The 21,993-nt window shown below is 36.4% G+C and carries 17 protein-coding genes; 14 read left to right on the top strand and 3 right to left on the bottom strand.

Annotated elements, in window-relative coordinates; translation table 11 throughout:
• Positions 1-12: 12 nt before the first annotated feature.
• Positions 13-1,035, bottom strand: a complete 1,023-nt coding sequence (locus tag BUA76_RS10985; protein WP_072884846.1) for a 3-oxoacyl-ACP synthase III family protein — start codon at positions 1,033-1,035, stop codon at positions 13-15.
• 73 nt (positions 1,036-1,108) lie between these two features.
• On the opposite strand from BUA76_RS10985, the gene BUA76_RS10980 reads away from it, so the two are divergent.
• From BUA76_RS10980 to BUA76_RS10965, 4 genes are all read left to right on the top strand, one after another.
• Complete coding sequence (locus tag BUA76_RS10980; RefSeq protein WP_072884845.1) at positions 1,109-2,008, top strand: magnesium transporter CorA family protein; 900 nt, start codon at positions 1,109-1,111, stop codon at positions 2,006-2,008.
• A 113-nt stretch (positions 2,009-2,121) separates the two neighbouring features.
• Positions 2,122-3,708, top strand: coding sequence for a patatin-like phospholipase family protein (locus BUA76_RS10975; RefSeq protein WP_072884844.1), 1,587 nt, complete (start codon positions 2,122-2,124; stop codon positions 3,706-3,708).
• A 118-nt stretch (positions 3,709-3,826) separates the two neighbouring features.
• Positions 3,827-4,324 (top strand): DUF2199 domain-containing protein, encoded by a 498-nt coding sequence (locus BUA76_RS10970; RefSeq protein ID WP_072884843.1) that lies wholly within the window; start codon positions 3,827-3,829, stop codon positions 4,322-4,324.
• A 36-nt stretch (positions 4,325-4,360) separates the two neighbouring features.
• Positions 4,361-4,732 (top strand): hypothetical protein, encoded by a 372-nt coding sequence (locus BUA76_RS10965; protein WP_072884842.1) that lies wholly within the window; start codon positions 4,361-4,363, stop codon positions 4,730-4,732.
• A gap of 293 nt (positions 4,733-5,025) precedes the next feature.
• Here BUA76_RS10965 and BUA76_RS10960 read toward each other — a convergent pair whose 3' ends face one another.
• Positions 5,026-5,589 (bottom strand): DNA-3-methyladenine glycosylase I, encoded by a 564-nt coding sequence (locus BUA76_RS10960; RefSeq protein ID WP_072884841.1) that lies wholly within the window; start codon positions 5,587-5,589, stop codon positions 5,026-5,028.
• A gap of 486 nt (positions 5,590-6,075) precedes the next feature.
• Here BUA76_RS10960 and BUA76_RS10955 point away from each other — a divergent pair, with 486 nt between their 5' ends.
• The 10 genes from BUA76_RS10955 (at position 6,076) to BUA76_RS10910 (ending at position 20,287) form a co-directional block, all read left to right on the top strand.
• Complete coding sequence (locus BUA76_RS10955) at positions 6,076-7,764, top strand: T9SS type A sorting domain-containing protein (RefSeq protein ID WP_072884840.1); 1,689 nt, start codon at positions 6,076-6,078, stop codon at positions 7,762-7,764.
• Between the two features lie 4 nt (positions 7,765-7,768).
• The gene (locus BUA76_RS10950) at positions 7,769-11,143 is read left to right on the top strand and encodes a hypothetical protein (RefSeq protein ID WP_143149902.1); all 3,375 of its coding nucleotides are present in this window, start codon (positions 7,769-7,771) and stop codon (positions 11,141-11,143) included.
• A 6-nt stretch (positions 11,144-11,149) separates the two neighbouring features.
• Positions 11,150-14,539 carry a DUF6443 domain-containing protein gene (locus BUA76_RS10945; RefSeq protein WP_072884838.1) on the top strand — a complete coding sequence of 1,130 codons (3,390 nt, stop codon included), beginning with the start codon at positions 11,150-11,152 and terminating at the stop codon, positions 14,537-14,539.
• Positions 14,536-14,991: a hypothetical protein gene (locus BUA76_RS10940; RefSeq protein WP_072884837.1), complete on the top strand. Its 456-nt coding sequence runs from the start codon at positions 14,536-14,538 to the stop codon at positions 14,989-14,991. Before BUA76_RS10945 ends, BUA76_RS10940 begins: the two co-directional genes overlap by 4 nt.
• A 219-nt stretch (positions 14,992-15,210) precedes the next feature.
• Positions 15,211-16,215 carry an RHS repeat-associated core domain-containing protein gene (locus BUA76_RS10935; RefSeq protein ID WP_072884836.1) on the top strand — a complete coding sequence of 335 codons (1,005 nt, stop codon included), beginning with the start codon at positions 15,211-15,213 and terminating at the stop codon, positions 16,213-16,215.
• Complete coding sequence (locus BUA76_RS10930; protein ID WP_072884835.1) at positions 16,215-16,586, top strand: hypothetical protein; 372 nt, start codon at positions 16,215-16,217, stop codon at positions 16,584-16,586. The genes BUA76_RS10935 and BUA76_RS10930 overlap by 1 nt, the downstream gene beginning before the upstream one ends.
• A 201-nt stretch (positions 16,587-16,787) precedes the next feature.
• The gene (locus BUA76_RS10925; RefSeq protein WP_143149901.1) at positions 16,788-17,852 is read left to right on the top strand and encodes an RHS repeat domain-containing protein; all 1,065 of its coding nucleotides are present in this window, start codon (positions 16,788-16,790) and stop codon (positions 17,850-17,852) included.
• A gap of 2 nt (positions 17,853-17,854) precedes the next feature.
• Positions 17,855-18,445, top strand: coding sequence for a hypothetical protein (locus BUA76_RS10920; RefSeq protein WP_143149900.1), 591 nt, complete (start codon positions 17,855-17,857; stop codon positions 18,443-18,445).
• A gap of 194 nt (positions 18,446-18,639) precedes the next feature.
• The gene (locus BUA76_RS10915) at positions 18,640-19,686 is read left to right on the top strand and encodes an RHS repeat domain-containing protein (RefSeq protein ID WP_072884832.1); all 1,047 of its coding nucleotides are present in this window, start codon (positions 18,640-18,642) and stop codon (positions 19,684-19,686) included.
• Positions 19,649-20,287 carry a hypothetical protein gene (locus BUA76_RS10910; protein ID WP_072884831.1) on the top strand — a complete coding sequence of 213 codons (639 nt, stop codon included), beginning with the start codon at positions 19,649-19,651 and terminating at the stop codon, positions 20,285-20,287. Before BUA76_RS10915 ends, BUA76_RS10910 begins: the two co-directional genes overlap by 38 nt.
• Before the next feature lie 112 nt (positions 20,288-20,399).
• On the opposite strand, the gene BUA76_RS10905 is transcribed toward BUA76_RS10910, so the two are convergent.
• On the bottom strand, positions 20,400-21,977 hold the full coding sequence (locus BUA76_RS10905; protein WP_072884830.1) for a DHA2 family efflux MFS transporter permease subunit: 1,578 nt from the start codon (positions 21,975-21,977) through the stop codon (positions 20,400-20,402).
• Between the last annotated feature and the right edge of the window lie 16 nt (positions 21,978-21,993).

The following is a 21,993-nucleotide window of genomic DNA, read 5'->3' as shown; positions in this document are numbered from 1 at the left end:
TATTATTATTCATTAATATTCAAACAAAACACTTCCCCACGTAAAACCGCTTCCGAAAGCCGAAAGCAATACCAGATCACCTCTTTTGATCTTTCCTTCTTCAATGGCTTCGCTTAAAGCAATCGGAATTGAGGCTGCAGTAGTATTTCCGTATTTCTGGATATTATTGTGGATCTTTTCATCCGGAAGGCCGAATTTCTGCTGTACAAACTGGGCAATTCTCAGATTAGCCTGATGCGGAATAAACATATCCAGATCATCAATAGTTTTTCCGGCTTTATCAAGCGCTTCCTGCATCGTTTCAGGGAATCTTGTTACCGCATGTTTAAAAACAAAATTTCCGTTCATGATCGGATATACCTCCTTATCGGTAACATTTTCCGGCTCTTTTCTCATTCTGTCGCTCCACCCGAATTTAGATCCCGGAAACTGTGTACAAAGCTCATCTGCAAATTTTCCTTCAGAATGCATATTCACGGCTAAGATATCCCCTGCATTCTCATCTTCCGTGGCAGAAAGTACAATCGCTCCTGCTCCATCGCCGAAGATTACGGAAACCCCTCTTCCTTCATCCGAAAAATCAAGTCCGAAAGAATGAATTTCTGCACCTACAACGAGGATATTTTTATAGTTTCCAGCCTTAATAAAAGCATTGGCAACACTCATTGCATATACAAACCCGGAACACTGGTTTCTCACATCCAAAGCTCCGATGGTATCACAACCCAGCATTTCCTGAAGCAGAACACCACATCCCGGAAAATAATAATCCGGTGAAAGGGTTGCAAAAATAATATAGTCGATATCTTTTGAGGTAAGCCCTGCATTGGCAATCGCCTTCTCAGAGGCTTTGAAACCAAGATAGGCCGTGGTTTCCTGGGAATCATTCCTGTTCTCTCTGTGTCTCCTTTCTTTTATGCCGGTTCTTTCCGTTATCCATTCGTCATTGGTGGTCATTAATTTTGCCAGATCATCGTTCGTAACAATATTGTCCGGAACATGAAATCCGATTCCCTTTATTGTACTTTTAATCATATAGTTTTTTAATTTTGACAAAGATAAAACTTATTTAACACATAGTTTTTCAAAATATTACTATTTTTACTATATGCCAATTGAGACTATTTACAGAGATTCCCAGTGCGAATGGGTAGATGTGGAAGCTCCGTCTGCGGAGGACCTGAAATTTTTACACGAAAGATATGAGATCAATAATCTTCTGCTTGAAGACACCCTCGATCCCAATCACCTTCCCAAATATGAAGAAGATGGTGACGTGAAATTTTTCCTGCTGCGTGAAAGCACAGAGCAGGAACGTAAAAATCTCAATACGATAAGTGATATCAGTACCAAAATCGGCATTTTCCTGGTAGGCAAAACCATTGTTACCATTCATCGGATGAAAAACAAAAGCCTTCTGGAAACTAAAAAGCAGATTTCTCAGCTTACAACGGAAACCGCTCCCGATTTTATAGCTCTGAAACTCGCTCTCCTGATTATGAAAAGCTTTGATGATGAATCAATAAGTCTCTTTGAGACGATGGATAATATTGAAACCGAAATCTTCCTTAAAAATACCAATCATACCAACCAGATCAAAAGATTGTACAGACTGAAAAGAAAATCGGGCCTGAATTCCAGGGTTCTTACCATTTCAGCCGATGTTATTGATAAATTTAAGCTCTTAGACCTTCAGGATTCGGAAATTTATGATTTGAAAGATAAGCATAAAGATGTGGTAGCAGATTTTGAACATCTGAATATTCAGATCACCAACCTTATTTCCATGTTCCTGGCGTTATCTGATCAGAAAGCCAACCAGGTGATGAAAGTTCTTGCGATTTATTCCGTTTATTTTTTACCGATTACTTTTATCGCCGGAGTATACGGGATGAACTTCGACAATATGCCGGAACTCCACACCAAATACGGCTATTTTTTCACACTCGGACTGATGGCTCTGGTGGTGATCTGCACGTTCATCTACGCAAGAAGAAAGCAGTGGTAATTTACGGTTTCGGTTATCGTGAAAATACGAGGCGAAAGATTTCATGATAATCATTAATTTTAACATGATCTGCAAAACCTGCATATTATAAAATTAACCTAATCACAAACACCATGAAACCTGAAATCTTAAAAAAAATATTGGAAGAAGATGTTCTTTCAGAAGAATCCAAAAAAAAGCTGGCAGCAATGCACGACCGTATTTCGGTAAAAGAATTTTCCGATCTTTTGGATGCGGAAGGAAATCAATATGTAGAATTCGTACAGGAAGGAGGCGGTGTCTGGGGAAGTGCTCTGGTAGGTTATCTTTACGGACTGGAAATCTTCGGGATCCGTTTTCTTAAGATTGCAGGAACAAGCGCAGGAGCCATCAATACAATACTGATTGCAGCATGCAAAACTAAGGAAGATGCTAAAAGCGAAACCATTAAAAATATTCTCTTCAACTGGAATTTTGCCGATTTTATGGATGGAAAACCGTATGTAAGAAAAACGATTCATTCCATGCTGAATAATAAAAACTTCCTGAAGATCAACGCCTATCTCGCTATCGGAACTCTTCTTTTTTTCGGAATCCTGGCATTTGTATTCCCGACAGATAAAATATGGCAGACAAAAGTTCTATTCTCGATTCCCATGCTTCTGGTGATTGTTGGAGCTTTATTTTTCGTAAAACTTTATTCCGATCTGAAAAAAAGAAATTCTGGACTGAATCCCGGAAATACTTTTCTAACGGCCATGAAAAATGCATTAAACGAATTTGACATTAAAACAGTAGCCGATCTTAATGAGAAGTTTATTAAAAAAGGGAAAGATCTCAACCTTAACTACCGCTACGGAAACGAAATGCAGTACTACAACAAAGCGCTGGAAAGCATTGAAGAAATCCGGATCAATAATATCGAGCATATTGACAAGATCCGGTATAAAATATTTTACGACAGCACGGTCAACAACGAATACTATAAAAAAGATCCTTTTTATCTCCTAAAATCAGAATACATTGTCATCACAACCGATATCAATGCCAAAATAAAAGTGGAACTTCCGACGATGGCCAATCTGTACTGGTCTGAAGAGGAGCTGAAGCACATCAGTCCGGCAGAGTTTGTACGTGCTTCCATGTCAGTGCCATTCTTTTTTGAACCGATGCAAAAAGCAATTAATAAAAATGATGATTCTGTAAAATATGCCTGGAAATTCTGGATGAATACGCTTCCCGAAAATATTAATCCCGCAGGAGTTTTCATTGATGGCGGAAGCATTTCCAATTTCCCGATTGATCTTTTCCATGCTTCTGATATTTTTTATCCGAGGATGCCTTTGTTTGGTGTACAGCTCACCAGTGATTCCGACCTACTTTCAGAAAAAGGAAAAACGGCTTCCCAGATTCTGAAATCTCCCCTCTCCTACGCCGGAAATATTATCAGCACGTTAAAAGGGTTTAACGACAAAACATTTCTTACCAAACATACGTTCTATCATCTGTTCAGCATCCAGACCGTAAATTGCGGAATCAGCAGCTGGCTGAATTTCTTTATGAAGAAAGATGAAAAAGAAGAGCTTTTCAACCGAGGTTTCCAGGCAGCACTTGATTTCCTCAATAATTTTGAATGGGATAAATACAAGTGTGAACGGATGATGCTTTCTATGAAGGAGAAAAAGATTCTGAAGGAAGAGGATACGAAAACGGTGGGTTAAAATCATAATAAAATTATAGTATAAATTTTGAATGAAAGAGATTTCATATACTATAATCCAATTTAATCCTATGAAGATTAAAAGCCAATTGAAATTAATTTCAAAATAAATAAAAAACATGAAATACATTTGCCAATGCTGTGGAGAAGAAAAGGAAGATTGGCCTGCTATAGCGTATTCAGCACCCCAATTTTATCACGATCTATCTGATATAGAGCTTGAAAATTCAGAATTATCTCCGGATTTATTTATCATCAGATATTCCGATGAGAGCTTTTATTTTATAAGAGCAGTACTCGTTCAGCAGGTGCATGAAAGCTGCCAGGATCTTGAGTATGGAGTCTGGGTTTCCTTAAGCGAGAAAAGCTATAATGAATATGTTGAGAATTATCATAATGAAGAATTTGAAACAGGCTATTTTGGCTGGCTATCAAATAATCTACCCGATTACTCGTTTGAGGAATCTATCCCAACGGATATTATTGTAAATAATAAGATAGGAAGACCATTTATTTATCCTCATGAAAGCCACGATCATCCTTTTGTAAAAGATTTTTATGATGGAATTTCAAAAGAAGAAGCTGAAAAAAGAATTGATTCTGTTTTGAACCGTTGAGCAAATACTGTAAATTAGATAATATAATTTAAAAAAATGCCAACTAAAACAGACCTAAGAGAACAATTATCAATTCCTGTATCAGGCGATACAAGTGAGACGGAAGCTTTTCAAAGCCAGACGCTCCGGCCTATCCTTAAATTACAAAATGAAATTTATCTTATGCTGTTTCAGGATTATGCGGTGTCCAAAATACCCGATTTTAATTCTTTAACAACAGAAAAGAAACTGAGTTTTATTGATCAGAGCCTCCGGAAGGATCATACATTGAGGAATACATTCATCGGAATGACTGTAGGAATGTTTACTGCTGAAGAGATGAAAATCTATATTTCAGACAAGAATATCTTTCATAAAAGAATGATCACCATGCTCATTGAGCGGCTGAAAAGTCAAATGAAAGAATAATACTTTAAAGATTTGATATGAAGGACAAAAAGATTTCCAAGTATTTATTGATTATCGGTTGCTGTATGTTTCCATTATTTCTAATCATGTTTATCCTTGGTATTTCCATGTTTACTGCTCGCGGAAAGTTCCCTGATTACCTTGTAAGATTGACAGAAATTTGTTTTGTTTTTAATATTCCTGTTTTAATCTCAGGTATATTTCTTGTGACAATTGGTTTGGTTTTAAAAAAATTAAATTATTAATATTAATCGATTATAGATACCTTATTTCGCTAAGTCAAACCGCAAAAATTACTTTTTAGAGTCTCCCTTCATCCACAAAGGTTTTTTCTTCAACACATCCTTGTAGATACTGCAATCTTCAGAATGTGCTCCCTTTAAATACCCGATGCTCATCAAAAATTCGTTCACAATTTCACCGCCTGTAAATTTGAAGGTTTTCTTAAAAAGCTTCATCCATTCCGGCAGTGTTTTCGGGTGATGATGTTCCAGCCATTTTTCAAATGATCCAAATTCTTTTTGTAATTCGATAATGGTTTTTGCATTTTCTATGGCAGCATTGACTTTTAATTTATTTCTGATAATCCCGGGGTCATTCAATAGTTTTTCGCGGTCTTCTTCTGTATATGCCGCCACTTTCTGAATATCAAAATTGTCATACGCCTTCCTGAAACCTTCTTCCTTCTTCAGGATCGTTTCCCAGCTAAGCCCTGCCTGGTTGATCTCCATCACCAGTCTTCCGAACAATTCATTATCATCATGAATGGGAAAACCGTAATGGTTGTCGTGGTAATTTTTATGGAGTGCCTTGCGGTCTTCGGGGCTCATCCTTTCTATTGCTGAACAGTAACTCATAGAATTTTAATGAAATTAATCTTTTGTTTATATTACAAATATAAGCGGGAATGCTGACAACTGTATGGCAGGAGAAATATAAAATCAAATTACGATACTAAAAATATATTATACCAAGCTAAAAATCTACTAAAGTAGAATAAAAATGCACTGCAGTAAGATAAAAAAAACCAGTAAAGTATAATAAACAACTGTTACACTTTCCAAAATAACTCTTAGAAAATAGGAAAAATGTAACACTCTGATTAATTAATGTAGTACATTTTAATAAAAACAGACATTAGTGTGAAAAAATTACATTATCATAAATATTTGGTTTTCAAAATTTTACAAACAATAGTAAAACAATATATTTATCCCATTAATTTTAAACAAAATATTATAAGAATCTGAAAAGAAGAGTAAAGATGATCTGAAAATATAGGATTTTACGTATGGTTTTATAATTATCAAAATAGTATCTTCGCAACTTTAAAAATAACAAATATGAATAAAATTTATTCCGGGGCAATTTTCCTATGCTCCGTTCTGGGAATTTCTGGCCAAGAAGTAGCCTGGCAGAAAGATATCCCTTCTTCCACGCAGGAGTTCCTCTCCCAAATTACCACAACCATTGACCAGCAGTATTTAATTTCGGGAAGTTCTATCGTCCCTTCTAAAGGTTCAGGAAACGGACAAAATAGAGGTTATGACCTTCGGTTGATGAAGCTTAACCAACAAGGAGAGACCGTTTGGGAAAAATATTTCTCAGGCAACAATCACGATTTTGCAGCTTCCACAATCAGCACCCAGGATGGAGGTTTTGCTGTACTTGCCACCTCAAACTCAACGAAAGGCTTTGATAAAAAGGACGATTCCAAAGGCGGAAGTGATCTTTGGCTTATCCGCATCAACGAATTTAGCGATGAACTCTGGCAAAAAACCATAGGCAGTACAGCAGATGAAGAAGCCAGGGCGGTGATCCAGACGACAGATATGGGATTTTTTGTGGCGGGAAATAGAACGACAGGTTCCCTTTCCTTCGACTCTGCTCAGAATAAACTGCCTCAGGGAGCGAGAACAATTGGTTACGGCTCGAAAGATGTCCTGATTGTGAAACTGGATAAAAACGGAAAAGAATTATCGCAGCTCATTTTAGGCGGAAAAGGATTGGATGAAGTAGAAAAGATGATTCCCACAAAGGACGGAGGCGCACTGTTAGGGATATACTCAAGAAGTAAGTCCTCCCCCAACCCCTCCCAGGGAGGGGAGCAAAACCATTCAACCCAAAATTCAAAATCATTTTCCGGTTATGCAAAGTCTACCGAAAATTTCGGTGAAGGTGATTACTGGATTATTAAACTTTCAAAAGAAGGTAAAGTGGAATGGGAAAAGAATTTCGGAGGAAAAGGCGATGATCATTTAAGAACACTGGTGCTGACTTCAACAGGTTACCTGATTGGCGGGGAATCCAGATCGGAAAGATCGGGAAATAAAACCGTAGGAATCGAAGAAGGAACGGATTTATGGCTGATTTCTTTAAATGAAAGAGGCGAAGAAATCTGGCAGAAATCCTACAATTTCAAAAACCGGGATGTGCTGATGGGAATGAGCGTGATTCACAATCCGTCAGCCGACAACAATCAACCATCAACCAAAGGAATTCTATTGGGAGGTTACACCCAGGCTGAAGGAAGAATTGAAAGTGATGATGAGACCTTCTGGATGCTGTATTTGGATCAGAATGGAAATGAGCAGTGGAGAAAGCACGTAAAAGGAGAATCGAGAAAAAGGGAGGAAAGGCTTTCTGATATTAAGCTGAACAGGGACGGTTCAATTGTTTTAGCCGGGACGAGCGCTGAGGAATTGGGAAAAGAGAACTGGAAAATTGTAAAGCTGGGTGACAAACAGATTGATGAGCTGATCGAGAAGCAGGATATTAAGATCTACCCGAATCCGGTGAGCGATTATGCATATGTGGAGATAGGAGCCTCCCCCAACCCCTCCAAAGGAGGGGAGTCTTCCTTTGAAGCAGAGATTTTGGTGTATGACATGGGCGGAAGACAGTTGCAGAGCCTGAAAACTAAAAATAAGGTGACCAAGATCAATACACAGAATTTGATTCAGGGAGCGTATCTGGTGACCGTGAAAATGAATGATAACAAAACAGCGAGTGCTAAATTGATTAAAAAATAACATGATGAAGAAAATAATAAGAATTGTTTTTTCAATATTACCAATAATCTGTATAGGTCAAAATAAGGATTACGTTCAAAATATTGTACCACAAACTCCTGAAGTATCATCTTTACTAAAGAGTTTTGAAACGCCAGTATCTTTAAGTACAGGAATTCCCAATATTTCAATACCTATCTATACAATAAAAGAAGGAGATATTAGTCTGGATCTTGCCCTTTCCTATAATAGTAGTGGAATTTCCGTTGGAGAAAAGGCCACATGGGTTGGATTGGGGTGGAATTTGCCTATTTCTACACTAGTAAGAAATGTGAGACAAGTTCCCGATGATATTGCACATGGTTTTTTCTATGAAAATCAATATACTGTTAATAATGTATATAATGAAAAATTATCACAAGAAGCTAATAATACAGGATGGGAGATGGTTTTGCCTACAAATAGCAATAATCAATACCATGCAGGATTACTAGATTTGGAGTCGGATGATTATAGGGTAACATTACCAGATGGAAAAACTATTAACTTTATGGTAAACCAGGAAAGAGATGGCAATAATCCTGTCGGGCAATTTGTACAATTTCCTAATTCGGATTATAAAATTCAATATAATCAAACAAATGGAGGATGGACTTTTATAAGTCCTTTAGGATATAAATATTTATACATCAAAGGTAATCAAATAAATTTTTCTCATACTTATTCCATCGGTGGGAATTCTATAGGCACTTTACCAAATGGGAATCAAACAGTCTATTCAAATAGCTGGGTAATTTCTAAAATAATAAGTCCTACAGGTAAAGAAATTAATTTTGAGTATGATTCAGTATTTTATGATGATTGTGAGTTTGTAAACCAGACTAAAACAGTAGCTTATGATCCCAGTTTAAGTGGAATGGGTGACGGAAGAAATACGGTTTTTACAAATTATGGAAGAACAAAAGGATATAATTTTTTCATAAAAAGAGTATATGGAAATTTTGGGGAGATTATGTTCAATAAAAGCGGTCGATTAGATTATTTAAATTACGGCAGGAAGCTGGATAATGTTGAGATAAAAAATGCAGGCAGATTAATTAATAAAATTTCATTTTCATACACTTATAAGGAAAGCGTTGTTTCTTCACCTGTTTATTCTTGCAACAGATATGAAAACACTAGTGAGATAGGCAAAAGATTACAACTTAATAAGGTTACATTTCACACAGAAACAGGAATTCCATACTCTTACACACTCAATTATAACTCAACTTTGTTGCCACACAGATTTTCTTATGCAAGAGACTGGTGGGGTTACTATAATGGAAAAGATTCCAATGGCGGACTCACACCAAGTATTGATTTAGTGTTAGAAGAGGATAATAATCGGGATGTCAATGAGGAGTATTCTAAAGCAAATATATTAGAAGAAATTATTTATCCGACAGGAGGAAAGACAAAATTTTTCTTTGAAAATAATAAAGGAATAGATTATAATAATTCATGGGGTGTTGGTGACGAATTTCATAATATTATTCCTTATCAGATAAAGTCTAAACATTTTTCAACCAATGAGAATATAACTAATCAATTATATAAAACATATACAGTTCCGGTCGGAGTTAATATTAATAATCTTACAAATTATCAAAATCTAGTCCTAAAGATCGACACCAATACATCTAAATGCTTGTATGGGGAAAACTCTTTACCACTTTCTGGAAGCTGCTCAATTTATTATTCGATAATAAATTCAAACAATGAAATTATTGTTCCTAAAACGTTATTATATAATACTTCCCGAACATTACAGGTACCTTATAATAAGCTTACATCAGAAAATAAACTTAAAGTTGAACTTTATTTGGGAAATAATAATGGAGGTGGCCTTGGACAATATTTCGATGTCAATACAGACGAAGCTACAGTAGATTTATCATGGAAAGAATTAGACAATGCAAAGGGGAAATACATTAATCAGGTTGGCTTTGAGGTTCCATTCGGAGGATTAAGAGTTTCAAAGATAGAAAACTATGATAGTAATAATAATGTCTCTTATATAACAAATTATACCTATAAAGATGACGAAGGAATAGAATCAGGTATTTCTAACTTTCACATTGATTTTTTACAAAGTGTACCAGGAAAAGATTTTGTTACGTCTCAAAGCAGATTTCCGATGCAGAATAGTAAGGGCAATAGTATTGAGTACTTAAAAGCCACAGTAGAGGAGAAAAATATACTTAATGGCGAAAATAAAATAATTTCTCATTACTTTAAGAATAATAATGTTTTAGGTAATTTTTTAGGATCCTGTTATTTTGGTAATTTTGAAGGTCAGGCTCCAATGAGTTCAGCCAGCATACCTTGCTATCAATATCCGCTAAATGGGTATGAGATACTTACAAAATCTATATCCTACGATGAAGAAAAAATGAATTATAATTTTGATTTTTCTACACAAAGCAAAAATCAAAAAAAGGTATATGGGATAGATTATGATCGAGTTAAAAAGCCACAGGATTTCAAATATGCATCATATAACGACGGTTATCATCCTCAAACATTTCTTGGTATAGAATACTTTTATTATAAGTTTAAAAATTTTGATGAACTTCCTCATGAGTTTTCAGCCGTGCGAAAAGATTTTGTGGGTAATAAAACCTTAACTACAAATACAAAATATATTTATAGTAATCCTGTCCATTATCAATTATCCAGTCAACAAACCATCTCTCCCGACGGCAGCATCACCCAAACCACCTACCAATATGCCCACGAGAAGAACAATCAAAAGCTGATTAATGCCAATATGATCGGTATTCCATTGGAAACAACAGTTCTGAAGAAGCAGAATGCTGCTGAGACCGGGAAAACTATTTCCAGAACCGAAACAAAATACGACAATGCTGCCAATTTACTTCCAAGCTCGGTGGTTTCCTATGACCTGCAGAACACCGCTTCCACGGAAATCACCTATAACCAATACGACAGCAAGGGCAACCTGCAGCAGTATACCACCAAAGACGGCATCCCGACCGCCATTATCTGGGGGTACAACCAGACCCAGCCTATTGCAAAGATTGTTGGAGCGACTTATGCCCAGGTAAGCAGCCTTGCAGCAGCTATTATTTCAGCTTCCGACCTGGATGCTTCCAATCCTTCCAATGAGGCGACACTCATCACAGCTTTGGATAATTTCAGGAAAGACAGTACAATGGCAAATTACCAGATTACCACCTATACTTATGATCCATTGATCGGTGTTACTACCATTACTCCTCCATCTGGAATCCGCGAGGTATATCTCTATGATACCGCTAACAGACTGAAAGAAATCAGGGAAAATTCTGCCACCGGAAAGCTGTTAAAAGAATTCAAGTACAACTACAAAAACTAATCACTGATGAAAAAAATATTAATTCCTATAGGCACTTTGCTGATATCCGGTTTATCCCAGGCACAGCTCACTAACACGGAAAACTACGTTTATACCAAAACCTATTTAGATTATAACGGAACCACCGCTACCAAAACTTCAGAATCTGTACAGTATTTTGACGGGTTGGGAAGACCCAAGCAGGTGGTGAATATCAAAGCTTCCCCAACGGGGAAAGACGTGGTAACCCATATTGAATACGATGGTTTTGGAAGACAGGTTAAAGATTACCTTCCGGTTCCCCAGCAGGGAACACAGAGTGGAGGAATTTACACGTCTCCTTTGAGCAATGCCACCCAGCCCACGCATTATGGTTCAGAGAAGATCTTTTCAGAAAAGATTCTGGAAAACTCTCCCTTAGACAGGATTTTACAGCAGAAACAGGTGGGGAATGCGTGGGATACGAAACCCGTTCAGTTCGGTTATGATGCCAATACGGCTGAAGATGCCGTTAAAAAATACACCACGGTAACCACCTGGGTTAATGGGGCTACCAGCTCGCAAATGAGCCAGAGTACAAATTATCTGGCCGCACAGCTCTACAAAAACACCGTAACCGACGAAGACGGAAACCAGACCATTGAATTTAAAAACGGGGAAGGACAGGTTTTGTTGGTAAGAAAGATGCTTAGCGCCACGGAAAAAGTGGATACGTATTATGTCTACAACGAATACAACCAATTAGCGTATGTCATTCCACCATTAGCGTCCAACGTTCAAGCCCTTTCAGCTACTGATCTGGACAACCTCTGCTACCAGTACCGTTACGACGGCAGGAACCGGTTGGTGGAAAAAAAGCTTCCGGGCAAAGGCTGGGAATATATGGTGTATGATAAACAGGACAGGCTGGTCCTTACTCAGGACGCTAATTTGAGGATAACAACCAATACCTTTAATTCAAAAGGATGGCTTTTCACGAAATATGACCAGTTCGGAAGAGTGGCTTATACAGGATTTTTTTCCAATACCGCCACAAGAACTGCCATGCAGACGGCTATTAATAATATGACAGCCAATGCAGGAAACAATGAAAAAAGAAGCATTACTCCTGTCATCACCCAAAACGGGATGGATGTTTATTATACTAAAGAAGCGTTTCCTACAGGAAGCATGACTATTCTGAGTGTTAATTACTATGATACGTATCCTTCTTACAGCTTTAATCCAGCTTTCCCGACCAGCATTTTGGGAGAAGCCACTCTTACGGAAACAAATACCGCCGAAGGATTAAGCACCAAGAGCCTTCCGGTAATGAGTCTGGTTAAAAACATTGAGGACAATAACTGGACAAAAAGCTATAGCTACTACGATAAAAAAGGCAGAACGATCGGAAGTTATTCTATCAACCATTTGGGCGGACGTACCCAGGTAGAATCCAGGCTTGATTTTGCAGGCGTAGTTCAGCAGAGCATCACCCGTCATAAAAGGCTGGATACCGACACCGATAAAATGATTACCGAAAACTTCACCTATGATTCCCAGAACAGATTGAAAACCCATACCCACCAGGTAGACAACAACCCGGTAGAATATTTGGCGCAGAATACTTATAATGAGCTTTCCCAGCTTCAAACCAAAAAAGTGGGCGGAATATCTGCTTCTACTCCGCTTCAGGATATCAGCTATGCATACAATATCCGTGGGTGGATGACCAAGATTAACGATCCTGCTAATCTGAACGGAAAACTCTTTGGCTATGTAGTGCAGTATAGCGGTCCCCAGAACACGGCGGTTACCGGAAAATATAACGGGAACATCACAGAGGCAGACTGGAGAACTTCTACTGACAATATCCTGAGAAGATACAATTACCAGTATGATGCCCTGAACAGGCTCACGAAAGGCTCCTATTTCGAACCTAATGCTTCGGTTCCCGGAAATGGATTTTATAACGAAGAAATTTCATATGATCTCAACGGGAATATTTCGAATTTAAAGAGATTTGCCAAACCTTCTTCAGGAACCATTGCCGAAAAGATTGATGACCTTATTTACAATTATGAAAACTCAGGATTTAGCAACAGGCTTTCCAAAATAACGCTTCCAAGCGGTGTTGCCAATAACAGTTCAGGATATAATGCATTGGGGAATACCATCGGTTATGATGCTAATGGGAATATGACCAGCCAGCTCGATAAAGGAATTTCTGGCATTCAGTATAACTTCCTGAATCTTCCCAAAACGGTGTTGGCATCACAGGGAAATACTTCCTATATTTACAGGGCTGATGGCACAAAAGTAAAAAAGACGTACGGAACCAAAATAGTGGATTATATTGATGGCTTCCAGTATGAGAATGGCGTTCTAAAGTTCATTCCAACCGCAGAAGGCTATTTCAATTTTGAAAATAATAAGTATATTTACAACTATGTAGACCATTTGGGAAATGTACGATTAAGCTACTTTAGCAATGGCAGCGGAATAGAAGTTCTTGAAGAAAACAATTATTATCCTTTCGGGTTGAAGCATGAAGGGTATAATGCATTGGATGGAAATCCTTCTTATCAGTATAAGTACAACGGCAAGGAGCTTCAAGAGACTGGAATGTATGACTATGGAGCAAGATTCTATATGCCGGATATTGGACGGTGGGGTGTCGTAGATCCGCTGGCGGAGAAGTATTTTAATGACTCACCATATGTTTACACGGCAAATGACCCTATTAATTTAATAGATCCTAATGGTGAATCTTGGGAACCTATAAATAAAAAAGGTGAAGCTGTTAAACTTAGCGATAAAGAAAATATCGCAGGATATCGTTGGGTTGATTATGATACGGATAAAAACGGAAATAAAGTTGCTAGAGAAAATACTGTAGAAACAGCATATGTTTTTGGAGCAGGAGGTATGACAACTCTAACTTCTGAAGGATATAAAGCAAATCAAACTTGGCAAGCATATGAAGATATTAGTACAGGTAGTGAATCTACTGACAAAAAAATAGCTTCTCTTCATCCTTCTATTCAGAACCAAATGAAATCATTCTTGTTAATGGCAAAATATAGATTTGATGTAGATTTAAGAGTAACGGATGGTTTTAGGTCAGTTGAAGAACAAGATAAATTATATGCAAAAGGCAGAACCGCACCTGGAAGTATTGTAACAAAAGCAAAAGGAGGTCAAAGTAATCACAATTTTGGATTAGCAGTTGATGTAGTTCCTATGGAAAATGGAAAGCTTAATTGGGAAACAAAGAATTGGGATTTAATTGGTCGAATAGGAGAAAGCAGAGGTCTTGAATGGGGAGGTAGATGGAAATTTTTAGATAGACCTCACTTCCAAAATTTACAAGGAAAGACGTTAAAACAGCTACAAGCTTTACCAAAAAAGAATGGATTACCAATATTGAGACGATGAAAAATATAATATTTTTATTATTGACAATGATAAGTTGCAATGCAAAAGATCACAATAACACAAGTTCTGAAACGGTTCCTCTACTACAAGAAAGCTTAATAAAAAAAGATACTATAATCTCTTATAATATAGATGGTATTGCTTCTGAGGGGGCAGAAGCAGTCGTTACCTATAGAGGTAAAAAGATTTATGAAAGTAAAATAAATATTTATGCAGAAACAGGTCAAGCAGAGTTAATTTACAAATTTTATCCTGCAAAAATTGAGGTCATAGAAAAGACATATAAATATAAGGAAGATCTAAAAAGCGTTAATAGTAAAGAGGATTTAAAATTAGTAAATAACGCAAAATACTATATTGACTATAAAGGAGAATTATTATCTAATCCACCAAAGGAGCGTATAGATATTTTTAAGGAGTTTAAAAAGAATGTTCCTTTTGAAACAAAATAGTTATACAGCTGCGCAAAGTCCCCACGCTGGTGCGAGCGTCCCGCTCTTGCTGGTAGATAAAATAACCCCACTGCACTTTGCGGTGGGTTTTGTGTTTATAGCGTAGCTACATTTTATTAAAGAGGTCTTTAAATTTTCAGTAATGGTTTTATTTTTTATGTTAATAAATTTTGCGGAAAGAATCAATATATTTACCAGTACAAAGATCATTTAGGAAACATGAGACTGGCTTTTTACAGGGACGCATCAGGAAATGCAGCCGTTGATAAAGCAACCGATTACTATCCTTTCGGACTGGAATTTGGTAATGCAATGTCGTATGGAAGCATAAGTCCTAATTATTTTTACACTTACAACGGTAAAGAACAGCAGCAGGAAACCCAATGGCTGGACTATGGCGCAAGATTTTACATGCCGGATATCGGTAGGTGGGGTGTGGTGGATCCGTTGGCGGAGACTTCACGTCGTTGGTCGACTTATACTTATGCCTTTAACAATCCGATTAGGTTCATAGACCCGGATGGGAGAACTGGCCAGGATTGGATAAAAATGGTAGATCCTAAAACTAATCAAACTACTATGACATATGATGCGAATATAAAAACTGTAGATCAGGCAAAAGAAGCAGGTTACGCAAATGTTGATAGTGTAGGAGCAACAGGAGAAATTAAAAATGGAAATGGAGACGTTACTCACACTTTGAACGCAAATGGAAGTGTAACAAACTTAGCAAACAACAGCAGTGCTTATGGAAGTTCTAATATTGATGGAATTGAGGTTAATGCATTAGAAACACCTATAAGCGGTATGGCTTCACAAATTTCTTTAAATTGGGCTCTTGGAGGAGGATTAAATTTAGCATTTGGGTTTGTTAAGGATTCATATGGAGATTCTTCTTTTTATTACTCAATTGGAGGTAATTTAGGTGTCGGAGCTGGTTTAAGTCTTGATTTTATTCCGATAACGGCAACAGATCCTAATAGAAACTTTCACGTAAGTGATTATGAAGGTTATGGAAATTCGTATAATGTAGGTGTTGGTCCAGTTTCTGGATCTTATGGGGGATCTACTAATGAAAGTAAGTTAACGCCTTCACAAAATTTTAATTATAATGAATGGGGCAAAAACAAAAATGGATATACTACTAAGTCGGGAAGTTATGGAATTGGGGCTGAAGCTGGAGCTATGTGGACAAGGTCTAAAACTACTTTAATTGGGAGATAATGAGAAGTTCAAAAAGAAAATATTTCTTGGGTGTTTTAGGGCTTGTATTGATTTTTGCATCTATCCAAATCTATTTTCATTTTTATCCATCTAATGATGAAAATGATTTATTATTTAAAAAAATTAGAAGCAAGACTATAAAATCTGTTATTGATAGAAAATCAATAGATTATTCTAATCACGGGGCAACATATATTGTATATGGTAATGACAGTTTGCCCACACATACAGGTTGGAATGAGAAAATTCAAATTGGAGATTCTATTATAAAAGCAAAAGGAACATTAAAACTTGTAATAAAGAATAATTGGAAAATAGACACTTTAGATTATGAATCTAACATAGATGAAGTTCTATCTACTAATTTTTGAAATTATCCCTAGCTGGCGCGAGCGTCTCGCTCGTGCCTGTAGATAAATAAAAAACCTTGCAAATTGCGAGGTTTTTTGTGTTATAGCGCAGCTACATTTTTATTAAAGAAGTCTTTAAATTTTAACTATTAGAACTTTGTAAATATAAATAGGCGTCTTTCACTTTTTCATTAATGGTTTTATTTTTTATGTTAATAAATTTTGCGGAAAGAATCAATATATTTACCAGTACAAGATCATTTAGGAAACATGAGACTGGCTTTTTACAGGGACGCATCAGGAAATGCAGCCGTTGATAAAGCAACCGATTACTATCCTTTCGGGATGGAGTTTGGTAATGCAATGTCGTATGGTAGCATAAGTCCTAATTATTTTTACACTTACAACGGTAAAGAACAGCAGCAGGAAACCCAATGGCTGGACTATGGCGCAAGGTTTTATATGCCGGATATTGAACGATGGGGTGTGGTGGATCCGCTGGCGGAAAAACATCCTGATTTAAATCCAATAATGTACGCTAACAATAATCCAATAAGATTTGTAGATCCTGACGGAATGGATTGGGTTGAAGCAGCGAATGGAGATATTACTTGGCGAGATGATGTAACAGCTAAAAACCATAAAGAAAAAGGAGTACTTCAAAAAGGGGAAATTTATAGAGGAATTTATTATGAACGTACTAAAACGTGGGACAATAAAAAACATAAGGGTTTAGTATTAGAAACTTATCATACTTATGGAAAAATGAGTTATGCAGAGCAAGTCGGTTTAGAAATAAATGTTAACGGGGATGCTTCAGCTACAGGACGTAAAGACAAAATAGGAAGAGATGCTTATTTTGCAGAAGGTACAATGCAGGTCAAAGCACTTTTTGACAATGGCAAATCAGCAGTATTACAAACTGTCGATGTCAATAGTGGACCTTGGGATTATGGACCTACACCCAATGGAGAATATTCAGCATCAGGTATTGTGGACACTAATGAAAGTGGAATGGTGCGAGATGGTGTAGGATTTAAAGTACTTTTGAACAATAACACAACGTTAAATAGAACAGGTTTAAGAATACATCCAGACCAAAACCCGTCTCTTGGTACAGCGGGATGTATAGGAATTTGTGAAAATTCTAAAGAGTTAAAAGACTTTAGAAATGTTGTAAGAAACTATTTCAATAAAACCACAGTTCCTTTTAAAGTAAATATTAACTTCCGAAACAATCCTAATTATAACAGACCAAGCGGAGGAAAAGCAACAAGTGGACAGTAATTATGAGAACACTATTTATTTTAATAATTGTTACCGTTTGTATTAGTTGCGGCCATACAAATAAGCCAACAGAACATGTAAATACTACTGTTCAGAAAAAGGACACTTGCAGAGACAATTTTGTAGCTGATATAAAAGTGAATGATATTGAATTATCTAATAACAATACAAGTTTAAGCAATTATAAAGATTTAAATAAACTGGTAACAGAAGATAATCAGGGATTACCATATGTAAGTTTTTTGAATAAAAAGGAAACGGAAAAATTGACGTTCTATTTTTTTTATGGTTCTGGTTACGATGAATTTTATCAATTTAAAATTGAACCATATACAGGAAATGAACTTAATAACCGTTTAGAGTATAATAGTTTTATAACCGAAAGCGGAATAAAATTAGGTATTACAAAAACTGAATTATTAAAAATAAAAGGAAATAACTATTCAGAAAATGATAATACTGTAAAATATGTTTTATCAGATTACAATAACTCTTGTTTTTTGCAGAAATATAATCTTCCACTTTATTTTTCAGAATATACTTTTAAAGATGATAAACTAATTAAAATATATTTTGGTTTTGAATATCCTTAAATAACGCTCCGCGAAGTTTGTAACTTCGTCGTAGATAAAAATAAACCCTTGTAAATTTGCGAGGGTTTTTGTTTTATAGCGCAGCGACATTTTTATTAAAGAAGTCTTTAAATTTTAACGATGAGAACTTTGTAAATTTAAATAGGCGTCTTTCACTTTTTCAGCAATGGTTTTATTTTTTATGTTAATAAATTTTGCTGAAAGAATCAATATATTTACCAGTACAAGATCATTTAGGGAACATAAGATTGGCTTTTTACAGGGACGCATCAGGAAATGCAGCCATTGATAAAACAAGCGATTACTATCCTTTCGGGATGGAGTTTGGGAATACAATGTCGTATGGAAGCGTAAGTCCTAATTATTTTTACACTTATAACGGTAAAGAACAGCAGCAGGAAACCCAATGGCTGGACTATGGCGCAAGGTTTTATATGCCGGATATTGAACGATGGGGTGTGGTGGATCCGCTGGCGGAAAAACATCCTGATTTAAATCCAATAATGTACGCTAACAATAATCCAATAAGATTTGTAGATCCTGACGGAATGGATTGGGTTGAAGCAGCGAATGGAGATATTACTTGGCGAGATGATGTAACAGCTAAAAACCATAAAGAAAAAGGAGTACTTCAAAAAGGGGAAATTTATAGAGGAATTTATTATGAACGTACTAAAACGTGGGACAATAAAAAACATAAGGGTTTAGTATTAGAAACTTATCATACTTACAAAAAAATGGATTATTCTCCAGCTCAAAAAGCAGAAATATCTATTCAAGGAGATATGAGAACAAGTAAATTAGGAGATGTTACAATTGATTTAAATGTAACATTTGAAAATGGGAAAACAAAAACAATTAGTTCTTATGATGCAGTTGCAGGTGGATTTAATAATGGAGCACCAGAAAATGGTGAATATACAGTAGACACATATTGGAATAGAGAACCAGAAAATGGCATGTATGTTAAAGGAATGAATAAAGATGGCGTAGGTTTTAGCTATTTTCTTAACCCCCAATTTGATACAGGTCGATCAGAGTTACGCATTCATCCGGATGGAAATAATGAAGGTACTCAAGGTTGTATAGGCTTATCAGGTAATAAAATAGTATTGACTGATTTTAGAAATAAAGTTAACTCTCTATTAAAAATGCAAAAGTCAATTCCTACAAATATACAGATTAATGGAAATCCTAATAACAATGGAAGAAAATCAAAATTTAAAAGCAATGGTGAATAAATTATGTGCAATTTTTCTTCTCTTTATATTGACTATAAATTGTCAACAAAAAGAATCTCATAAAACTACAGTCAACAAACAAATTTCACAAAAAGATTTTTCGCCTGAAATATCAATTAATAAAATACTTAAGTTGGAAGATTATCCCTCGTTTGAAAAATTTTATCCTAATTATAAAAATTTAAAAGTAGAATACGGGATGAGAGAAACACCTGCTATTCTTTTTTCAAATATCTCTGAAAAAGAATATCTAATAACATATCAATATGAAGGAGATACCAAAAACAATTTTAGTTTATTTGAAATAGGATATTTAAAAGATGATATTAAACTTAAAAATTATAATGTTAATAAAACTAAATACGATAATTTTAATACAGAATCAGGGCTCAAATTAGGAATGACTTTAGAGGAAATAACCAATCTAAAAGGTAGTAACTATAAACTTGAAAAAAAATCTAACGAACAAATTATCAGATATACGATTGACAATCCTGATAATCCCAAAATAAAGCAATATGAAATGCCTCCATATTTTATAGAACTTTATCTAAAAGACAACAAGGTTTATAAAGTAATATTTGGCTTTGAATATCCTTAAAAATTAGGAGACCGTCTCACAACTGAGGCGGTTTTTTTATTAAAAAAAGAAGCCGTCTCATTTTACGAGACAGCTTCTTCATAATGTTATAATAAATTTTCAACATTGTAGATTAATGTATCGCTTCACTCAGATCAATCTTCTGTTTGCTTTTTCGCTCTTTAATAAAGAGAATAAACGGGATACAGATGAGGAAAATCACACCCAGATAGAGGAATACATCCATATAAGAGAGTACCGTAGCCTGTTTTGTTACCGAAAGATCAAGCATTTTGTAGGCGGCATTCATGGCGGCATCGGGTGTCATTCCTTTTGCCATGAAACTTCCTTTTAAAGTCTGAAGCCGTTGCTGAACGGCAAAATCATTTTCATCAAGATGCGAAATCACGTTCAGTCTGTATTTCTGGCCGGCATTGGCAATGAAAGTCGTTATCGCTGCAATCCCGAAAGATCCACCGAGCTGTCTCATCATTCCGGTAAAAGCTGCCCCCTGCCCTATTTCCTGTCCTTTCAGCGTACTTAAAGAGAGCGAAGTAATTGGAATAAATAATAATCCAAGACCGGCTCCTCTTACAATCAGCATCCAGAAAAAGGCGTCTTTACTGGTATCCGGTGTTAATATTTTATATCCCCAGAAACTGTAGATAAAGAAGATAAATAATCCCAAAGAAACCAGGATCTGCTGTTTTGCACCTTTGGAAAGTAACCTTCCAATGATCGGCATCATGAAAGCCGTGGTTAAGGCTGCAGGAATCATTAATGCTCCCGACTGAAGTGCCGTCCAGCCTAAAATACTTTGTGTGTATAAAGGAACAATAAAGGTGGAGCCATACAATCCGAATCCAAGTACGAATGACATTACAGTTCCGATCCGGAGATTTCCATTTTTGAGAACCCGCAGTTCTACAATAGGATATTTAAAAGTAAGTTCCCTCCATAAGAAAAGTATAAATCCAAGAACGGCCGAGATGGTGAATGTAACGATCATTCCGCTTTCAAACCAGTCTTCTTCATGTCCTCTTTCAAGGATGAACTGTAAAGAACCTACGGTAATCGCCAGTAAAGCAATCCCGATCCAGTCGACATCCGAAACTTTTCTTTTTTCAGCATATTTTGGGCTTCTTACAAACTGAAGCGTCATCAATGTTGCTGCAATCCCGATTGGAATATTGATATAAAAAATATAAGGCCAGCTGAAGTTATCCACGATATATCCTCCAAGCGGCGGCCCCAAGGTAGGTCCGATGATTACTCCCAAACCGTATATAGCTTGAGCCATACTTCTTTTTTCGATGGGATAAGATTCCGTGATGATGGTTTGTGAGGTTACGAGCAATGCTCCTCCTCCAATTCCCTGCATCAGTCTGAAAAATACCAGTTCCCAAATGTTGGTGGCATTCCCGCAGAGGAAAGAGAATACGGTAAATATAATGATGGATGCCGCAAAGTAATTTCTTCGTCCAAACTGCTGCGAAAGCCAGCTTGTCATCGGAACGATGATCACGTTCCCGATAGCATATGCCGTGATGACCCATCCCACCTCAGAAAGTGTGGCACCGAGGTTACCCTTCATCTCGTTGAGGGCAACGTTTACAATCGTGGAATCCACAATTTCAAGCAAAGCACAAAGAATAGCCGTAATCGTAATGATTACTCTTCGGGCTCCATATTCTACTAATGAATCTTGCATGTTTGTTTAATAGTAT

The organism is Chryseobacterium takakiae (genome assembly GCF_900129385.1).
Classification (GTDB): Bacteria; Bacteroidota; Bacteroidia; order Flavobacteriales; family Weeksellaceae; genus Chryseobacterium; species Chryseobacterium takakiae.
This window is presented reverse-complemented; position numbering and strand designations above follow the sequence as displayed.

Excerpts from the sequence above, each read along its gene's own strand:
- BUA76_RS10985 (WP_072884846.1), bottom strand. The coding sequence starts at position 1,035 with ATGATTAAAAGTACAATAAAGGGAATCGGATTTCATGTTCCGGACAAT.
- BUA76_RS10980 (WP_072884845.1), top strand. The coding sequence starts at position 1,109 with ATGCCAATTGAGACTATTTACAGAGATTCCCAGTGCGAATGGGTAGAT.
- BUA76_RS10975 (WP_072884844.1), top strand. The coding sequence starts at position 2,122 with ATGAAACCTGAAATCTTAAAAAAAATATTGGAAGAAGATGTTCTTTCA.
- BUA76_RS10970 (WP_072884843.1), top strand. The coding sequence starts at position 3,827 with ATGAAATACATTTGCCAATGCTGTGGAGAAGAAAAGGAAGATTGGCCT.
- BUA76_RS10965 (WP_072884842.1), top strand. The coding sequence starts at position 4,361 with ATGCCAACTAAAACAGACCTAAGAGAACAATTATCAATTCCTGTATCA.
- BUA76_RS10960 (WP_072884841.1), bottom strand. The coding sequence starts at position 5,589 with ATGAGTTACTGTTCAGCAATAGAAAGGATGAGCCCCGAAGACCGCAAG.
- BUA76_RS10955 (WP_072884840.1), top strand. The coding sequence starts at position 6,076 with ATGAATAAAATTTATTCCGGGGCAATTTTCCTATGCTCCGTTCTGGGA.
- BUA76_RS10950 (WP_143149902.1), top strand. The coding sequence starts at position 7,769 with ATGAAGAAAATAATAAGAATTGTTTTTTCAATATTACCAATAATCTGT.
- BUA76_RS10945 (WP_072884838.1), top strand. The coding sequence starts at position 11,150 with ATGAAAAAAATATTAATTCCTATAGGCACTTTGCTGATATCCGGTTTA.
- BUA76_RS10940 (WP_072884837.1), top strand. The coding sequence starts at position 14,536 with ATGAAAAATATAATATTTTTATTATTGACAATGATAAGTTGCAATGCA.
- BUA76_RS10935 (WP_072884836.1), top strand. The coding sequence starts at position 15,211 with ATGAGACTGGCTTTTTACAGGGACGCATCAGGAAATGCAGCCGTTGAT.
- BUA76_RS10930 (WP_072884835.1), top strand. The coding sequence starts at position 16,215 with ATGAGAAGTTCAAAAAGAAAATATTTCTTGGGTGTTTTAGGGCTTGTA.
- BUA76_RS10920 (WP_143149900.1), top strand. The coding sequence starts at position 17,855 with ATGAGAACACTATTTATTTTAATAATTGTTACCGTTTGTATTAGTTGC.
- BUA76_RS10910 (WP_072884831.1), top strand. The coding sequence starts at position 19,649 with ATGGAAGAAAATCAAAATTTAAAAGCAATGGTGAATAAATTATGTGCA.
- BUA76_RS10905 (WP_072884830.1), bottom strand. The coding sequence starts at position 21,977 with ATGCAAGATTCATTAGTAGAATATGGAGCCCGAAGAGTAATCATTACG.